This window comes from Geodermatophilus sp. SYSU D00705 (genome assembly GCF_054050135.1).
The window spans coordinates 45,189-57,964 of sequence record NZ_JBJGYT010000009.1 but is presented as its reverse complement, the minus strand read 5'-3'; the positions used below and the strand labels follow the sequence as shown (position 1 = coordinate 57,964).

Genomic DNA, 12,776 nt, shown 5'->3' with positions numbered 1-12,776 from the left:
TCCACGGTCAGCCCGGCCGGGTGACGGTGAGCCGGGCCAGCTCCGCGCCGGAGAGCGTGACGGACTCCCGGTCGTACCCGAAGCGCACCGTGACCTCGCCCAGCCGCGCCTCGACCAGGGTGACCGGGCGCTCCGGGGACCCGTCGGCCGGGCGGTACCACCAGCGCTCGGCCAGCAGCGGCAGACCGCGGCGGCGCAGGAACTCGGCGGCCTGCTCGCGGTCCGCGAACTCCTGCAGCGGAGCGCCGAAGAGGGAGTGGGCCACGCACGCGTCGCCGTCCTCGCGGCGCGCGGTGGTCAGGTGGCCCACGAGCTCGCCGTCCTCACGGCGGTGGACCGGCTCCAGCTCCTCGATCGGGGTCACGTCCCGACGGTAGGGAGGCGGGCAACGCCGTTTCGGCATCTTGCGGAACCCTTGCGGTTCCCCGGCGGGAGGCCTGCGGTCGGGCCGCCAGAGTTCCTCCTGTCGCCGGAACACCGGCGGCGACCCGCACCGAGAGGAACACCCCGTGACCGCCGCAACCTCCCGTACCAAGGGCCGGATCGCCGCGTCGATCGCCGTGGTCGGCGCCGCCGCAGCGGTCGCGGGCCTGGGCACCTTCGGCACCTTCACCGACAGCACCACGCCCGTGGTCACCCAGCTGGACACCGGGGTGCTCTCCATCGAGCTGACCAAGGCCGCGGACGCCGCGACGCTGTCGCTGTTCGACCACGGCAGCTTCCTGGCCGGTGACTCCGAGAGCTCGGCGATCGACCTGGTCAACGCCGGCTCGGTCGCCCTCGACGAGATGCGGATGGCCTCGGTCACCACGAGCTCCAGCGCGCTGGACAGCGACGAGGTCAACGGCCTGCAGCTGGCGGTGGACTCCTGCTCGCAGTCGTGGACGCACGACGACGGCAGGTGGAGCTGCGACGGCGAGACGACGCGGTTCTACTCGGGCCCGATCGTGGCCGACGCGTCCTTCGCCGGGGCGGCCAGCCTGGCGCCGGGCGGGGTGGACCACCTGCTGCTGACCGCGACGCTGCCGGCGACGACCACCGCCGACATGGTGGCCGGCGCGACCAGCGACCTGGACTTCACCTTCAGCACCACACAGCGCGGCGGCACCGCGCGATGAGCCGGCCCTGCGGGGCCTGATGACAGCCGGCGTCTCCATCGCACGGGGGGACGGAGCCGCCGGCCGGCACGACCGGTGCTCCCGGGGGGAACGGGAGCACCGGGAGGACGACCGGCGACGGCGCGGGGGAACGCCGCCGCCGGCAGCAGGACCGGGGCTCCCGCCGGGGGACGGGAGCACCGGGAGGACGACCGGCGACGGCGTGGGGGAACGCCGCCGCCGGAGTGGCCGGGGACGCCGCGGGGGAACGGCGGAACCGGTCGAGGGGGAACGCACGGGGCCGGTCGCGGGACACCGCGGCCGGCCCCGCCGCGTCTCCCGGGTTCCGGGGGGTTCCACCGGAGCGCGTGTTGCAGGCTGTGTCGTTCCACCACTCTGCGCTACCGAGGGATACGGGATACGTTCAGTCGGTGACTGTGGGTGAGGGATTTCGCCGTTCGGAGGGCGCACCGGCGCGGACCCGCACCAGCCGGCGTCGGCTGGACCCCGCGCGGGACCAGGCGATCGCCGCCGCCGTTCTCGACGTGCTGGCCCGCGAGGGCTACGCCGGGCTGACCATGGACGCCGTCGCGATGGCGGCAGGCGTGGGCAAGGCCACCATCTACCGGCGGTGGTCGAGCAAGGCCGACCTGCTCCTCGGCGTCCTCGACGTCGCCGTGGAGGACGCGCTGCCGCTGCCCGACACGGGCAACCTGCGCGACGACCTCGTGACGCTGCTCACCACCACCCTCGACCTGATGGACGGGCCGACCGGCCGGGCGACCCGCAGCCTGTTCGGCGCGGTCGTCGGCGACCCGGTGCTGGCGGAGGCCTCCCGGAGGGGTCCGCTGGCAGCCTGGTCGCAGGCGCTGGCCGGTGTCCTCGAGCGGGCGGTGTGCCGCGGCGAGATCACCGCGGCGGCCGCGGCGTCCTGCGCGGCGGAGGTGGGACCCGCCGTCCTCCTCGTGCGGTGGCTGGTCACCGGGCGGCCGCTGGACGCCGGGGTCGTGACGGAGCTGGTCGACGAGGCGATGATGCCGCTGCTGCGTCGGCGGTAGCGCGTTTCGGGACCGCCGGTTCGGGGCAGCGGGCAGGGCCACGAGACGGGAGGCCGGGTGAACCTGGAGAAGGTCGTCTTCGGCTTCTTCGTCGTGCTCGCGGCCACCCTCAACTTCGGCTTCTTCATCGGCGACATCGACGACCCCGCGCTGCACAACCCCTACGAGCTGTTCGCCGCGGTGGTCGTCAACCTCATCGCCACCGTGCTGAAGTTCGGCGACCGCACCCAGATCGGGGCGGTGCACCTGGCCACCAGCCTGGTCGCCGACCTGCAACTGATCGGCGCCACGCTGATGTTCGGCTATGCCGAGTACGTCTCGTCAGCCGGCATGACCCCGTCCTGGACGGCCAGCGTGGTCTCGCTGTCCGGTGGCGCCCTGCTGGCCAACGTCGTCTCCGTCGTCCTGCTCGTCGTGGAGACGGTGTCCTTCCACCGCGGGTGACGGGAGGTCGTCGTGGGCAACCCCCTGCTCGCCTTCTGGCGCACCATCTTCGGCCGGGAGGACCAGGACCGGCGCGTGCGCCGCAGCAGCCTCCGGGTCGCCGCCACCTCGGCGGTCGAGGCCTCGGAGACGATCTTCCTGGTCATGCGGCGCATGCGCGTGCCGCTCATCGTGCTCATCGGCATCTTCGCCGTCAGCGTGCTCGGGCTGACCCTCATCCCGGGGCAGGACGCCGACGGCGAGCCGTACCGGATGGGCTTCTTCGACGCCTTCTACGTCATGAGCTACACGGCCACGACGATCGGGTTCGGCGAGATCCCGCACCCGTTCACCTACAACCAGCGCATGTGGGTGACCATCTCGATCTACCTCGCGGTGATCGGCTGGGCCTACGCCATCGGCTCGTTGCTGGCGCTCGTGCAGGACCGCGCGTTCCGCTCGGCGCTGGCCCTGCAGCACTTCACCCGCAAGGTGGCCCGGCTGCGTGAGCCGTTCCTGTTGATCGCCGGGTACGGGCGCGCCGGTGAGCTGCTCGGGCGCTCGATCGACGCGCTCGGCCTCCGGTTCGTCGTCCTGGACGTCTCCTCCGAGCGGATCGACGACCTGGAGCTCGCCCCGCTGCACGCCGACGTCCCGGCGCTGGCCGCCGACGCCCGCGACCCCGGGCACCTGGGCGTCGCCGGCCTGGACCACGCGTGCTGCGCGGCGGTGGTCGCGCTCACCGACGACGAGGAGACCAACCTCACCGTGGTCATGGCCGCCGCCCTGCTGCGGCCGGACCTGCCGGTCATCGCCCGCGCCACCTCGGAGGCGATGGCCGACCGCATGCGGGCGTTCGGCACCCCCAGCGTGGTCGACCCCTTCGACCGGTTCGGCGACCACCTGCGCCTGGCGCTCAGCGCGCCGGCGTCCTACCAGCTGCTCACCTGGCTGGAGAGCGGGCCCGGGGCGCCGCTGCCCGAACGCGGGACGCCGCCGCGGTCCGGGCGCTGGGTGGTGTGCGGGTACGGCCGGCTCGGCCGGGAGCTCACCGCCGACCTGCGGGCGGAGGGGATCGAGGTCACCGTCATCGAGCCCAACCCGACCGGTCCGGAGGACGCCGACATCATCGTGGGCGAGGGTTCCGAGCCGGAGGTGCTCGAGCAGGCCGACCTGGCGCGGGCGGTCGGGTTCGTCGCCGGCACGGACAACGACACCGCCAACCTCTCACTGGTGGCGGCGGCCCGGCGCGTCAACCGGGGGCTGTTCGTCGCGGCCCGCCAGAACCGGCCCGAGAGCGCGCCGCTGTTCGCGGCCATGGAGCTGGACGCGCGGCTGGTGCCCACCGAGGTGATCGCGCACGAGGTCTACGCGCAGCTGTCCACCCCGCTGCTGTGGCGGTTCATCCGGGAGATGCCCGCCCGGGGTGACGCCTGGGCCGCCGAGCAGGTGGACCGGCTCACCGACCTCTGCGGCTCGGAGCTGCAGGCGCTGTGGAAGGTGCGGCTGACCTCGCAGGAGGCGCCGGCGCTGCGGCGGTGGCTCTCGGCGGGGGAGGTCCGGCTGGGCGACCTGCTGCGCAACCCGGAGAACCGGGACGAGCCGCTGCACGCGATGGTGCTCCTCGTCCTCCGCGGCGAGGAGGCGCTGCTCGCGCCGGACGACGACCTGGTGCTGCGCGCCGGCGACGAGCTGCTGCTGGCCGGCTGGGGCGCCGCGCGCCGGGCGCTGGGCAGGATCCTGCTGGTCGACTCCGTGCTGGAGTACGTGATCACCGGACGCCGGGTGCCCTCCGGCTGGGTGTGGCGCAAGATCAGCCGCACCCCGGCCGAGGCACCCAGGGCCCCTGCGGGCCGGCCACCGACCCGGACGGGGGCGTAGCCGACCGGCCCCGAACGACGACGCGGCCCCCTCCCGGAGGAGGGGGCCGCGTCGTGTGGTGCGCCATCAGGGACTCGAACCCCGAACCCGCTGATTAAGAGTCAGCTGCTCTGCCAATTGAGCTAATGGCGCGTGTCCCGCGGCTGCACCGCGCAACGAGGGAGAACGATACACGCGCCGTCCGGGGTCCCGACGGGGTGGTCCGCAGGCGCGGCGTCCGACCGCGTTCCGGATCTTCCGTGGACACTGGAGTGCTGGCGCCGGTGGCCGGCGCGGGGACGGCCACCCAGCACGCAGGAGGAACGCGGATGAGACGGACGGCTGCACTGGTCACGGCGGGGGCGCTGGTCCTCCTGGCCGGCTGCCAGGACGACGGGGGCGACGCCGGGGCGGCCGCGGCGCCGACCTCCGAGGCGCCCCCGGCCTCCGTGCAGGTGGCCCCCGCCGACGGTTCGGTCGACGTCTCGCCCCTCGTCCCGGTGGAGATCTCCGTCACAGACGGCGAGCTGACCGACGTCACGGTCGTCGACGGCGCCGGTGCCACGATCACCGGTGCGGTCACCGACTCGCCGGAGAACCCGGCCACCGACCTCTGGACGCCGGACGCCCCGCTGGCCTACGGCACCAGCTACACCCTCACCGCCACCGCGGAGGGAGCGGACGAGAAGCCGGTCGAGGCCGCCTCGACCTTCACCACCGTCACCCCGGCGACGGTCTCGACGCCGTCCATCGGCCCGCTCGACGGCCAGACCGTCGGGGTCGGCATGCCGATCCGGGTGTGGTTCGACGACCCGGTGGTCGACAAGGCCGCCGTCGAGAGCCACCTGCGGGTCACCAGCACCACGCCCACCGACGGCTCCTGGAACTGGTTCAGCGACACCGAGGTGCACTTCCGGCCGTCCCAGTACTGGCCGGCGAACACCGACGTCACGCTGGAGGCCGACCTCTACGGCATCTCCTTCGGCGACGGCGTGTGGGGGGAGAAGGACCGCACGGTCTCCTTCTCCATCGGCGAGAAGCACGTCTCGATCGCCGACGCCTCCACGCACACCATGGAGGTCTACGACGGCGACCAGCTGGTGCAGACCTGGCCGATGAGCGCGGGCAGTCCCGACAACCCCAGCTACAACGGCCCGCACGTCGTCACCGAGATGAACCGCGACCGGATCATGGACTCCAGCACCTACGGCGTGCCGGTCGACAGCCCCGACGGCTACCGGACGCCGGTCGAGTACGCCGTCCGCATCTCCGACAGCGGCGAGTTCGTGCACGCCGCGCCCTGGTCGGTGGGCCAGCAGGGCCGGGCGAACGTCTCACACGGCTGCATCAACCTCAGCACCGAGCGCGCGGCGTGGTTCTTCGACTTCTCCCAGCCGGGGGACGTCGTGGAGATCCGCGGCTCCAGCGCCGGGACGCTGCGCTCGGACATCTACGACTGGACGATCCCGTGGGAGGAGTGGCAGGCCGGCAGCGCGCTGAAGTGAGCTGACGGCCGTCGGCCAGGCGTTTCGCGCGCCGCTGCGCGGCTATTGATCATCCGGTTCCCGACCGGAGGAGAGTGCCGTGGACACCTGGGTGATCGTGCTCATCGTCGTGGTGGCGGTGGTGCTGCTGGCGTTGCTGGCCCTCGCACTGGCCAAGCGCAACCGGATCAACGGGGCGAGGAAGCGGGAGCAGGCGCGCGAGCACCTGCAGGAGGCCCAGCTGCGCGGGGCCCAGGCGGAGAAGGAGCGGGCCGCCGCCGAGGAGCAGGCCGCCCGCGCCCGCCGGGAGCGCGCCGAGGTCGAGGAGCGGACGCGGCTGGCCGAGCAGGAGGCCCGGCAGCGGGCGGAGGCGGCGCAGGAGCACGCGTCGGCCGCCGACCAGCTGCGCGCCAAGGCCGAGAAGCTCGCCCCGGGGCTGGCCCAGCAGCACGGCCGGACGGCGGCCGACCGTGGCCAGCAGTACGACGGGACGGCGGCGGACCGTGGCCAGCAGTACGACGCGACGGCAGCCGACCGCGCCCGGCACGCCGCCGACCCGGAACAGCCCGGCGGCGCCACCCGCCGCTGAGTTCTGCGCCCCTCGGCGGTCTGACCTCCGAGGGGCGCGGCGCGCGCCCCGACCGACGCACGGAGGGGCGCCATGACCGACCTGCTCGCCATCGGCACGCGCAAGGGGCTGTGGCTGGCCCGCAGCGACGACGACCGGCGCACCTGGACCCTGGGGGAGCCGCACCTGCTCGCCCAGGAGGTCGCGGCGGTGTCGATCGACACCCGCCGGCCGGAGCCCCGGGTGCTCGCCGGCATCCAGTACGGGCACTGGGGCCCGACGGTGATGTGGTCCGACGACCTCGGCGGAAGCTGGCAGGAGACCGAGTCCGGGGCCATCCGCTTCCCGGAGGACACCGGCGCCGCGCTGGCCCGCGTCTGGCAGCTGCGGCCCGACGCCCCGGGGCGACCCGATGTCGTGTGGGCCGGCTGCGAGCCCCACTCGCTGTGGCGCAGCACCGACGGCGGGCGCACCTTCGACCTGGTCCGCGGCCTGTGGGACCACCCGCACCGGCCCACCTGGGAGCCCGGCGGCGGTGGCGCTGCGGTGCACACGGTGCTGCCCGACCCGGCGTCGGACCGGGTCGTGGTCGCGATGAGCGCCGGCGGCGTCTACCTCAGCGAGGACGGCGGCACCGGGTGGACGCCGCGCAACAGCGGCATCAGCGCCGTCTTCCTCCCCGAACCGCCGCCGGAGTACGGCCAGTGCGTGCACAAGGTCGCCGTCGACGCCGGCGACCCCGACCGCATGTACGCCCAGAACCACTTCGGCGTCTTCCGCACCGACGACGCCGGGAAGGCCTGGACGTCGATCGCCGGCGGTCTGCCCGCCGACTTCGGCTTCCCGATCGTCGCCTCGCCGTCCACGCCGGGGACGGCGTGGGTGGTGCCGCTGGTCGCCGACATGCAGCGGGTGCCGCCTGGGGGCCGCCTGCGGGTGCACCGCACCCGCGACGCGGGGGAGACCTGGACCGAGCTGGGGGCCGGGCTGCCCGACGGGTTCTGGGCCGCGGTCATGCGCGACGGGTTCTGTGCCGACGACGCCGACCCCACCGGGATCTACGTCGGCACCCGTGACGGCTGCGTCTACGCCAGCGCCGACGAGGGGGACACCTTCCAGCTGGTGGCCGACCACCTGCCCGACGTCCTCGTCGTGCGCGCGGCGCGGGTCTGACCATGGCCGTCGAGGTGGTGCTGCCCGGCGTCCTGGCCGACCTGGCCGGCGGCGCGCGGCACCTGGAGGTGGAGCCGGACGGCGGCACGCTGGGCGGCCTGCTCGACACGCTGGACGCCGTCCACCCCCGGCTGGCCCGCCGGATCCGGGACGAGTCGGGGGCGCTGCGGCGGTTCGTCAACGTCTACGTGGACGGCGACGACGTCCGGTTCAGCGGCGGGGTGGACACCGCGGTGCGCGACGGCGCCGTCGTCCAGGTGCTGCCCTCGGTGGCCGGCGGCTGAGCCGGGGTCAGAGCGTCGCGAGGGTGGCGCACTCGGCGCACAGCTGGGAGCTCTCGTACCCCTCCGGGGGCCACACCGTCTGCTCGTCGACGGCGACGTAGGCGCCGCACAGCGCCTTGCGGCTGCGGCCGGTGACCCGGCCGATGGTCGCGTGCGCCGGGCCGATCTGCCGGGGCTGGAGGCCCTCCGCGGTGCCCACCGAGCCGACCATCACGACGGCGTGAGCGGTCCCGTAGGAGTAGGCGAGAGTCATGCCCCCAGGGTCACCAGCCCGGCTCGGCGCCCGGCGGAACCGGATCGCGCGTGTTCGGCGCAGGCGCCCCAGCCGTCCCACGGGGCACGCGGCCGCGGTGGAGCGGCCGGCGCAGCCCGGGCCGCCGTGTGCACACGACGTCCTCCAGCCCGGGCCGCCGTGTGCACACGACGTCCTCCGGCCCGCCGGGAGATCACGATGAGTGCACACGGCGCCGTCTCGGGCCCCGCGACGGGTGAGTCTGTCGACAGTCGTCACGGACGTGTCGACAGTCGCCGGTAGGCTGCCGGTCGACGAGGAGGTGCGTCGTGAGCCTGGAGCCACTGGCCAGCCTGGACCGCAGCACGCTGCGCGAACGCGCCCTGGAGGCGCTCCGGTCGGCGATCATCTCCGGCCAGTACCGCCCGGGGGACCACCTCGGTGAGGTGGAGCTGGCCGGCTCCCTCGGCGTCAGCCGGGGCACCGTGCGCGAGGCCCTGCGGCACCTCCAGCAGGAGGGCCTGGTCACCGCCGGCAACCGCGGGATGCTCCGGGTCAACAGCCTGACCCCGGCGGAGGTGCGCGAGCTGTTCCAGGTCCGAGCGGCCCTCGAGGGGCTCGCGGTCCGGGAGATCATCGCGTCGCCGCGCCGCGAGGCGGCCGTCGCCGCGCTGCGGACCGCACTCGACCAGCTCACCGACGAGGGGACCGACGCCCCGGCCCGGATCGAGGCGGACCTCGCCTTCCACCTCCAGCTGTGCCGGCTGGCGGGCAACTCCATGCTCGTCGAGGCGTGGCGGAACCTCGAGGGCCGGATGCGGGTCGCGATCCTCAACGCGGCGTCGTGGCAGGCGCCGATGATGGCCCGCGACCGGCACGCCCCGATCGTCGACGCCATCGAGCGCGGTGACGTGACCGCGGCCCTGCACGTCGTCGACGAGCACATGGCCTCGGCTGCGGAGCGCTTCGCCCAGGCGCCCGAGTCCGCCTGAGCCATCCGGCGGCGACCCGTCGCCGTCCCCGCTCGACCGCCGGTCCCGAGATGCCGGCCGTCGGGCGTCGTGGTGTGCCGGCGCAGCTCTGACCAGCGCACCTGAAGTGACCCTTGACACTGTGACGCGCGCCTCTCAGACTTCGTCATCAGTCGACTGTTAACAGTCAACTGATAACGGCGTTACTGACGCCCACCCGCTCACCGGAGGTCACCCATGACCGGACGGCAATCTCCAGTCCGCGATCCCCACCTCGAGGAGGTCGCCGCCTGGCACCCGATCGACGGCACGCCGACCAAGAAGAAGGTCGCCGTGGGGTGCTCGATCGGCGCCACCATCGAGACCTACGACTTCATCGGCTTCGGCATCGCGGCGGCGCTGTACTTCAACACCGCCTTCTTCCCCGCGGACGACCCGCTGTCGGGCACGCTGCTGTCGTTCGCCACCCTGGGCATCGGCTTCGCGGTCCGCCCGCTCGGCGGGATCATCGGCGGCTACCTCGGCGACCGGATCGGCCGCAAGCCGGTGCTCGTCGGCTCCCTGCTGCTCATGGGCATCGCGACGGTGCTCATCGGCTGCCTGCCCACGTACCAGCAGGTCGGCGTCTGGGCCGGGGTCCTGCTCGTGGTCGTGCGGGTGGTGCAGGGGCTGGCGTTCGGCGCGGAGTGGGGCGGCGCGATCCTCATGTGCTTCGAACACGCGCCCTGGCGCAAGAAGGGCTTGTACACCGGCATCACCCAGGCCGGCTTCCCCGTCGGGCTGCTGCTGGCCAACCTGGCGTTCCTGGTCAGCGTGCCGCTGGGCGGCTCGTGGGCGTGGCGGGTGCCGTTCCTGCTGTCGGCCGTGCTGATCGTCGTGGGCATCGTCATCCGGCTCAAGGTCGAGGAGTCGCCGGAGTTCGAGGAGCTCAAGGAGGAGGGCGAGCTCTCCAAGAACCCCCTGCTCGAGGTGCTGCGCGACGACTGGCGCAACATCCTGCGCGCCTTCTGCCTGCGGATCACCGAGACCGCCGGCTACGCGGTGTCGGTCACGTTCATGCTGTCCTACGTCGCCGCCGAGGAGCTGGCCGGCCGGTCGGTCACCCTGACCGCGACGATGATCGCCGCCGGCATCGGCATCTTCGCCACCACCTACTGGGGCTCGCTGACCGACCGCATCGGACGGCGCCCGGTGTACCTGTGGGGCACCGCGCTGCACGTCCTGTGGGGCATCCCGCTGTTCCTCGTGGCGAACACCGGCGTCGCCGTGGCGATCGTCGTCGCGTTCGTCATCAGCTACGCGGTCCTGCAGAACTCGCTGGCCGGGGTGCAGGGCGCCTGGTTCTCCGAGCTGTTCGCGGCCAAGACCCGCACCACCGGCGCGTCCCTGGCCTACCAGATGTCGGCCGTCGTCTCCGGCTTCACGCCGCTGGTGGCGACCGCCCTGTACGCCGGCGTCGGCTGGATCGGCCCGGCGCTGCTGTTCGCCGGCTTCGGGGTGCTGGGCCTGGTCGCCGCGCTCCTGACCCGCGAGACCTGGGGCCGGGCCGAGCGGGACGAGGTCGCCGCTCTCCAGCAGAGCCTCTCGGAGCGAACGACGCCCGACGGGCTCCCCGCCCCCCGGAACGGCGGGGAGCAGCGGTTGCTGACCCCCCGGCCGACGGCCGACTGACCCGACGAACGACGAGGAGACCGTCATGACATCGCTGCGCACGCCGCGGACGGCGGCCGGCCCGGTCGACCGGACCGCACGGATCGAGCGGATCCGCGAGGCCGCCTACCGCATCCGCCGCAACGCCCTGGACATGGGGGAGGTGCAGGGGCAGGGCTACATCGGGCAGGCGCTCGGCGTCGCCGACGTCCTCGCCACCGTCTACACCGACCAGCTGCGGTACCGGCCCGAGGACCCGCACTGGGCCGACCGCGACCGCTTCCTGCTCTCCATCGGCCACTACGCGATCGCCCTGTACGCGGCGCTGGCCGAGGCCGGGACCATCCCGCTCGAGGAGCTGCAGACCTACGGCTCCGACGACTCCCGCCTGCCGATGTCGGGGATGGCGTCCTACACCCCGGGGATGGAGATCTCCGGCGGCTCGCTCGGCCACGGCCTGGCGGTCGCCACCGGGATGGCGCTGGGGCTGCGCCGGCTCGGCAACCCCGCCCGGGTCGTCAACCTGCTCTCCGACGGCGAGCTGGACGAGGGCTCCACGTGGGAGGCGGCGATGGCCTGCGCCCACCACGGCCTGGACAACGTCACCGCGATCGTCGACGTCAACGCCCTGCAGGCCGACGGCCCCACCGCCGGGGTGCTGCGCACCGAGCCGGTCACCGACAAGTGGCGGGCCTTCGGATGGCACGCGCTGCGGGTCGACGGCAACGACGTCGCCGCCCTCGTCGACGCCTTCGACGAGATCCGGGGACACCGCGGCTCGCCGTCGGTGCTCATCTGCGACACCCGCATCGGACGCGGGGTGCCGCTGCTGGAGAGCCGGGAGAAGGCCCACTTCATGCGGGTCGAGGAGCACGAGTGGCAGATCGCCCGCGACCAGCTGACGGAAGGGATCCTCCGATGACCAGCACCAGCCCCCGCAAGAAGCTGACCACCTCGGCGATGATCGCCTCCTTCGCCGACCCCGGGCAGCGCACCACCAGCGCCCCGTTCGGGCACGCGCTGAACCGGCTGGCCGAGGAGCGGCCCGAGATCGTCGGGCTGTCGGCCGACCTGGCGAAGTACACCGACATGCACGTGTTCCGCGACGCCCACCCGGACCGCTTCTTCCAGATGGGCATGGCCGAGCAGGTGATGCTGGGGGCCGCGGCCGGGATGGCCGAGGTGGGCCTGGTGCCCTTCGCCTCCACCTACTCGGTGTTCGCCACCCGGCGGGCCTACGACTTCCTCTGCCTCGACATCGCCGAGCCGGGGCTCAACGTCAACGTCGTCGGCGCCCTGCCCGGCCTCACCACCGGCTACGGGCCGAGTCACCAGGCCACCGAGGACCTCGCGATCCTCCGCGGCTGTCCCGGCCTGACCATCGTCGACCCGTGCGACTCGGTCGACATCGAGCAGGCGGTGCCGGCCCTCGCGTCGGCCCCCGGCCCGACCTATCTGCGGCTGCTGCGCGGCGCGGTGCCCACGGTGCTCGACGAGTACGACTACCGGTTCGAGCTCGGCAAGGCCGCCGAGCTGCGCACCGGCCGGGACGTCGTCCTCGTCGCCACCGGGCTCATGACCATGCGGGCACTGCAGGCGGCGGCGCGGCTGGAGGCCGATCACGTCGACGTCGCCGTGCTGCACGTCCCCACGATCAAGCCGCTGGACACCGAGGCGATCCTGCGGGCGGCACGCACCGACCGGCTGCTCGTGACCCTGGAGAACCACACCGTCGTCGGCGGGCTGAGCGAGTCCGTCGCGTCGACCCTGGCCTTCGCCGGCGTCGGCAACCGGGTGGTCCCGATCGCGCTGCCCGACGAGTTCCTCGCCGCCGGCGCCCTGCCCACCCTGCACGACCGCTACGGCCTGTCCACCGACGCCATCGTCGCGAGGGTCAAGGCCGAGCTCGAGGGCACCGGACGCCGTCCGGCCGCGGCCTGGTCGGCCGACCCCACCCCCGCCACCGTCTGACCGCC

General features: G+C 73.6%; 14 protein-coding genes and 1 tRNA gene. 12 read left to right on the top strand and 3 right to left on the bottom strand.

Translation table 11 applies throughout. The features are described 5' to 3' along the window. Nucleotides 1-7 precede the first annotated feature (7 nt). Nucleotides 8-364 carry a hypothetical protein gene (locus ACI78Q_RS09515; RefSeq protein ID WP_456923092.1) on the bottom strand — a complete coding sequence of 119 codons (357 nt, stop codon included), beginning with the start codon at nt 362-364 and terminating at the stop codon, nt 8-10. 145 nt (nt 365-509) lie between these two features. On the opposite strand from ACI78Q_RS09515, the gene ACI78Q_RS09510 reads away from it, so the two are divergent. The 4 genes from ACI78Q_RS09510 (at nt 510) to ACI78Q_RS09495 (ending at nt 4,459) form a co-directional block, all read left to right on the top strand. Then, a complete protein-coding gene (locus ACI78Q_RS09510; protein ID WP_456923091.1) occupies nt 510-1,118 on the top strand; it encodes a hypothetical protein in 609 nt (202 codons plus the stop codon). Nucleotides 1,119-1,528: 410 nt separating this feature from the next. Continuing rightward, nucleotides 1,529-2,155 (top strand): TetR/AcrR family transcriptional regulator, encoded by a 627-nt coding sequence (locus ACI78Q_RS09505; RefSeq protein WP_456923089.1) that lies wholly within the window; start codon nt 1,529-1,531, stop codon nt 2,153-2,155. A 57-nt stretch (nt 2,156-2,212) separates the two neighbouring features. Further along, nucleotides 2,213-2,599, top strand: coding sequence for a DUF6394 family protein (locus ACI78Q_RS09500; RefSeq protein WP_456923088.1), 387 nt, complete (start codon nt 2,213-2,215; stop codon nt 2,597-2,599). Nucleotides 2,600-2,611: 12 nt separating this feature from the next. Then, nucleotides 2,612-4,459, top strand: a complete 1,848-nt coding sequence (locus tag ACI78Q_RS09495; protein ID WP_456923087.1) for a potassium channel family protein — start codon at nt 2,612-2,614, stop codon at nt 4,457-4,459. A 56-nt stretch (nt 4,460-4,515) separates the two neighbouring features. Here ACI78Q_RS09495 and ACI78Q_RS09490 read toward each other — a convergent pair. Then, a tRNA-Lys gene (locus tag ACI78Q_RS09490) sits at nt 4,516-4,591 on the bottom strand. Nucleotides 4,592-4,767: 176 nt separating this feature from the next. Here ACI78Q_RS09490 and ACI78Q_RS09485 point away from each other — a divergent pair. The 4 genes from ACI78Q_RS09485 to ACI78Q_RS09470 all read left to right on the top strand — a co-directional run bounded on the left by ACI78Q_RS09485 (nt 4,768) and on the right by ACI78Q_RS09470 (nt 7,947). Continuing rightward, nucleotides 4,768-5,943, top strand: a complete 1,176-nt coding sequence (locus ACI78Q_RS09485) for an Ig-like domain-containing protein (protein WP_456923086.1) — start codon at nt 4,768-4,770, stop codon at nt 5,941-5,943. A 79-nt stretch (nt 5,944-6,022) separates the two neighbouring features. Further along, nucleotides 6,023-6,511, top strand: coding sequence for a hypothetical protein (locus tag ACI78Q_RS09480; RefSeq protein ID WP_456923085.1), 489 nt, complete (start codon nt 6,023-6,025; stop codon nt 6,509-6,511). Between the two features lie 72 nt (nt 6,512-6,583). Beyond that, nucleotides 6,584-7,663: a WD40/YVTN/BNR-like repeat-containing protein gene (locus ACI78Q_RS09475; protein ID WP_456923084.1), complete on the top strand. Its 1,080-nt coding sequence runs from the start codon at nt 6,584-6,586 to the stop codon at nt 7,661-7,663. A 2-nt stretch (nt 7,664-7,665) separates the two neighbouring features. Then, the gene (locus ACI78Q_RS09470) at nt 7,666-7,947 is read left to right on the top strand and encodes a MoaD/ThiS family protein (protein WP_456923083.1); all 282 of its coding nucleotides are present in this window, start codon (nt 7,666-7,668) and stop codon (nt 7,945-7,947) included. A gap of 7 nt (nt 7,948-7,954) precedes the next feature. Here the strand turns inward: ACI78Q_RS09470 and ACI78Q_RS09465 are convergent, their stop codons facing one another. After that, the gene (locus tag ACI78Q_RS09465) at nt 7,955-8,200 is read right to left on the bottom strand and encodes a hypothetical protein (RefSeq protein WP_456923082.1); all 246 of its coding nucleotides are present in this window, start codon (nt 8,198-8,200) and stop codon (nt 7,955-7,957) included. A 308-nt stretch (nt 8,201-8,508) separates the two neighbouring features. On the opposite strand from ACI78Q_RS09465, the gene ACI78Q_RS09460 reads away from it, so the two are divergent. The 4 genes from ACI78Q_RS09460 to ACI78Q_RS09445 all read left to right on the top strand — a co-directional run bounded on the left by ACI78Q_RS09460 (nt 8,509) and on the right by ACI78Q_RS09445 (nt 12,771). Further along, the gene (locus ACI78Q_RS09460) at nt 8,509-9,171 is read left to right on the top strand and encodes a GntR family transcriptional regulator (protein ID WP_456923081.1); all 663 of its coding nucleotides are present in this window, start codon (nt 8,509-8,511) and stop codon (nt 9,169-9,171) included. A gap of 216 nt (nt 9,172-9,387) precedes the next feature. Continuing rightward, complete coding sequence (locus ACI78Q_RS09455) at nt 9,388-10,821, top strand: MFS transporter (protein ID WP_456923080.1); 1,434 nt, start codon at nt 9,388-9,390, stop codon at nt 10,819-10,821. 25 nt (nt 10,822-10,846) lie between these two features. Then, on the top strand, nt 10,847-11,722 hold the full coding sequence (locus ACI78Q_RS09450) for a transketolase (protein ID WP_456923079.1): 876 nt from the start codon (nt 10,847-10,849) through the stop codon (nt 11,720-11,722). Continuing rightward, a complete protein-coding gene (locus ACI78Q_RS09445; RefSeq protein WP_456923078.1) occupies nt 11,719-12,771 on the top strand; it encodes a transketolase family protein in 1,053 nt (350 codons plus the stop codon). The genes ACI78Q_RS09450 and ACI78Q_RS09445 overlap by 4 nt, the downstream gene beginning before the upstream one ends. Nucleotides 12,772-12,776: the final 5 nt, after the last annotated feature.

What these genes read in the sequence shown, in the direction of transcription:
- ACI78Q_RS09485 (WP_456923086.1), top strand. Translation starts at nt 4,768, where the DNA reads ATGAGACGGACGGCTGCACTGGTCACGGCGGGGGCGCTGGTCCTCCTG.
- ACI78Q_RS09475 (WP_456923084.1), top strand. Translation starts at nt 6,584, where the DNA reads ATGACCGACCTGCTCGCCATCGGCACGCGCAAGGGGCTGTGGCTGGCC.
- ACI78Q_RS09470 (WP_456923083.1), top strand. Translation starts at nt 7,666, where the DNA reads ATGGCCGTCGAGGTGGTGCTGCCCGGCGTCCTGGCCGACCTGGCCGGC.
- ACI78Q_RS09465 (WP_456923082.1), bottom strand. Translation starts at nt 8,200, where the DNA reads ATGACTCTCGCCTACTCCTACGGGACCGCTCACGCCGTCGTGATGGTC.
- ACI78Q_RS09455 (WP_456923080.1), top strand. Translation starts at nt 9,388, where the DNA reads ATGACCGGACGGCAATCTCCAGTCCGCGATCCCCACCTCGAGGAGGTC.
- ACI78Q_RS09450 (WP_456923079.1), top strand. Translation starts at nt 10,847, where the DNA reads ATGACATCGCTGCGCACGCCGCGGACGGCGGCCGGCCCGGTCGACCGG.
- ACI78Q_RS09445 (WP_456923078.1), top strand. Translation starts at nt 11,719, where the DNA reads ATGACCAGCACCAGCCCCCGCAAGAAGCTGACCACCTCGGCGATGATC.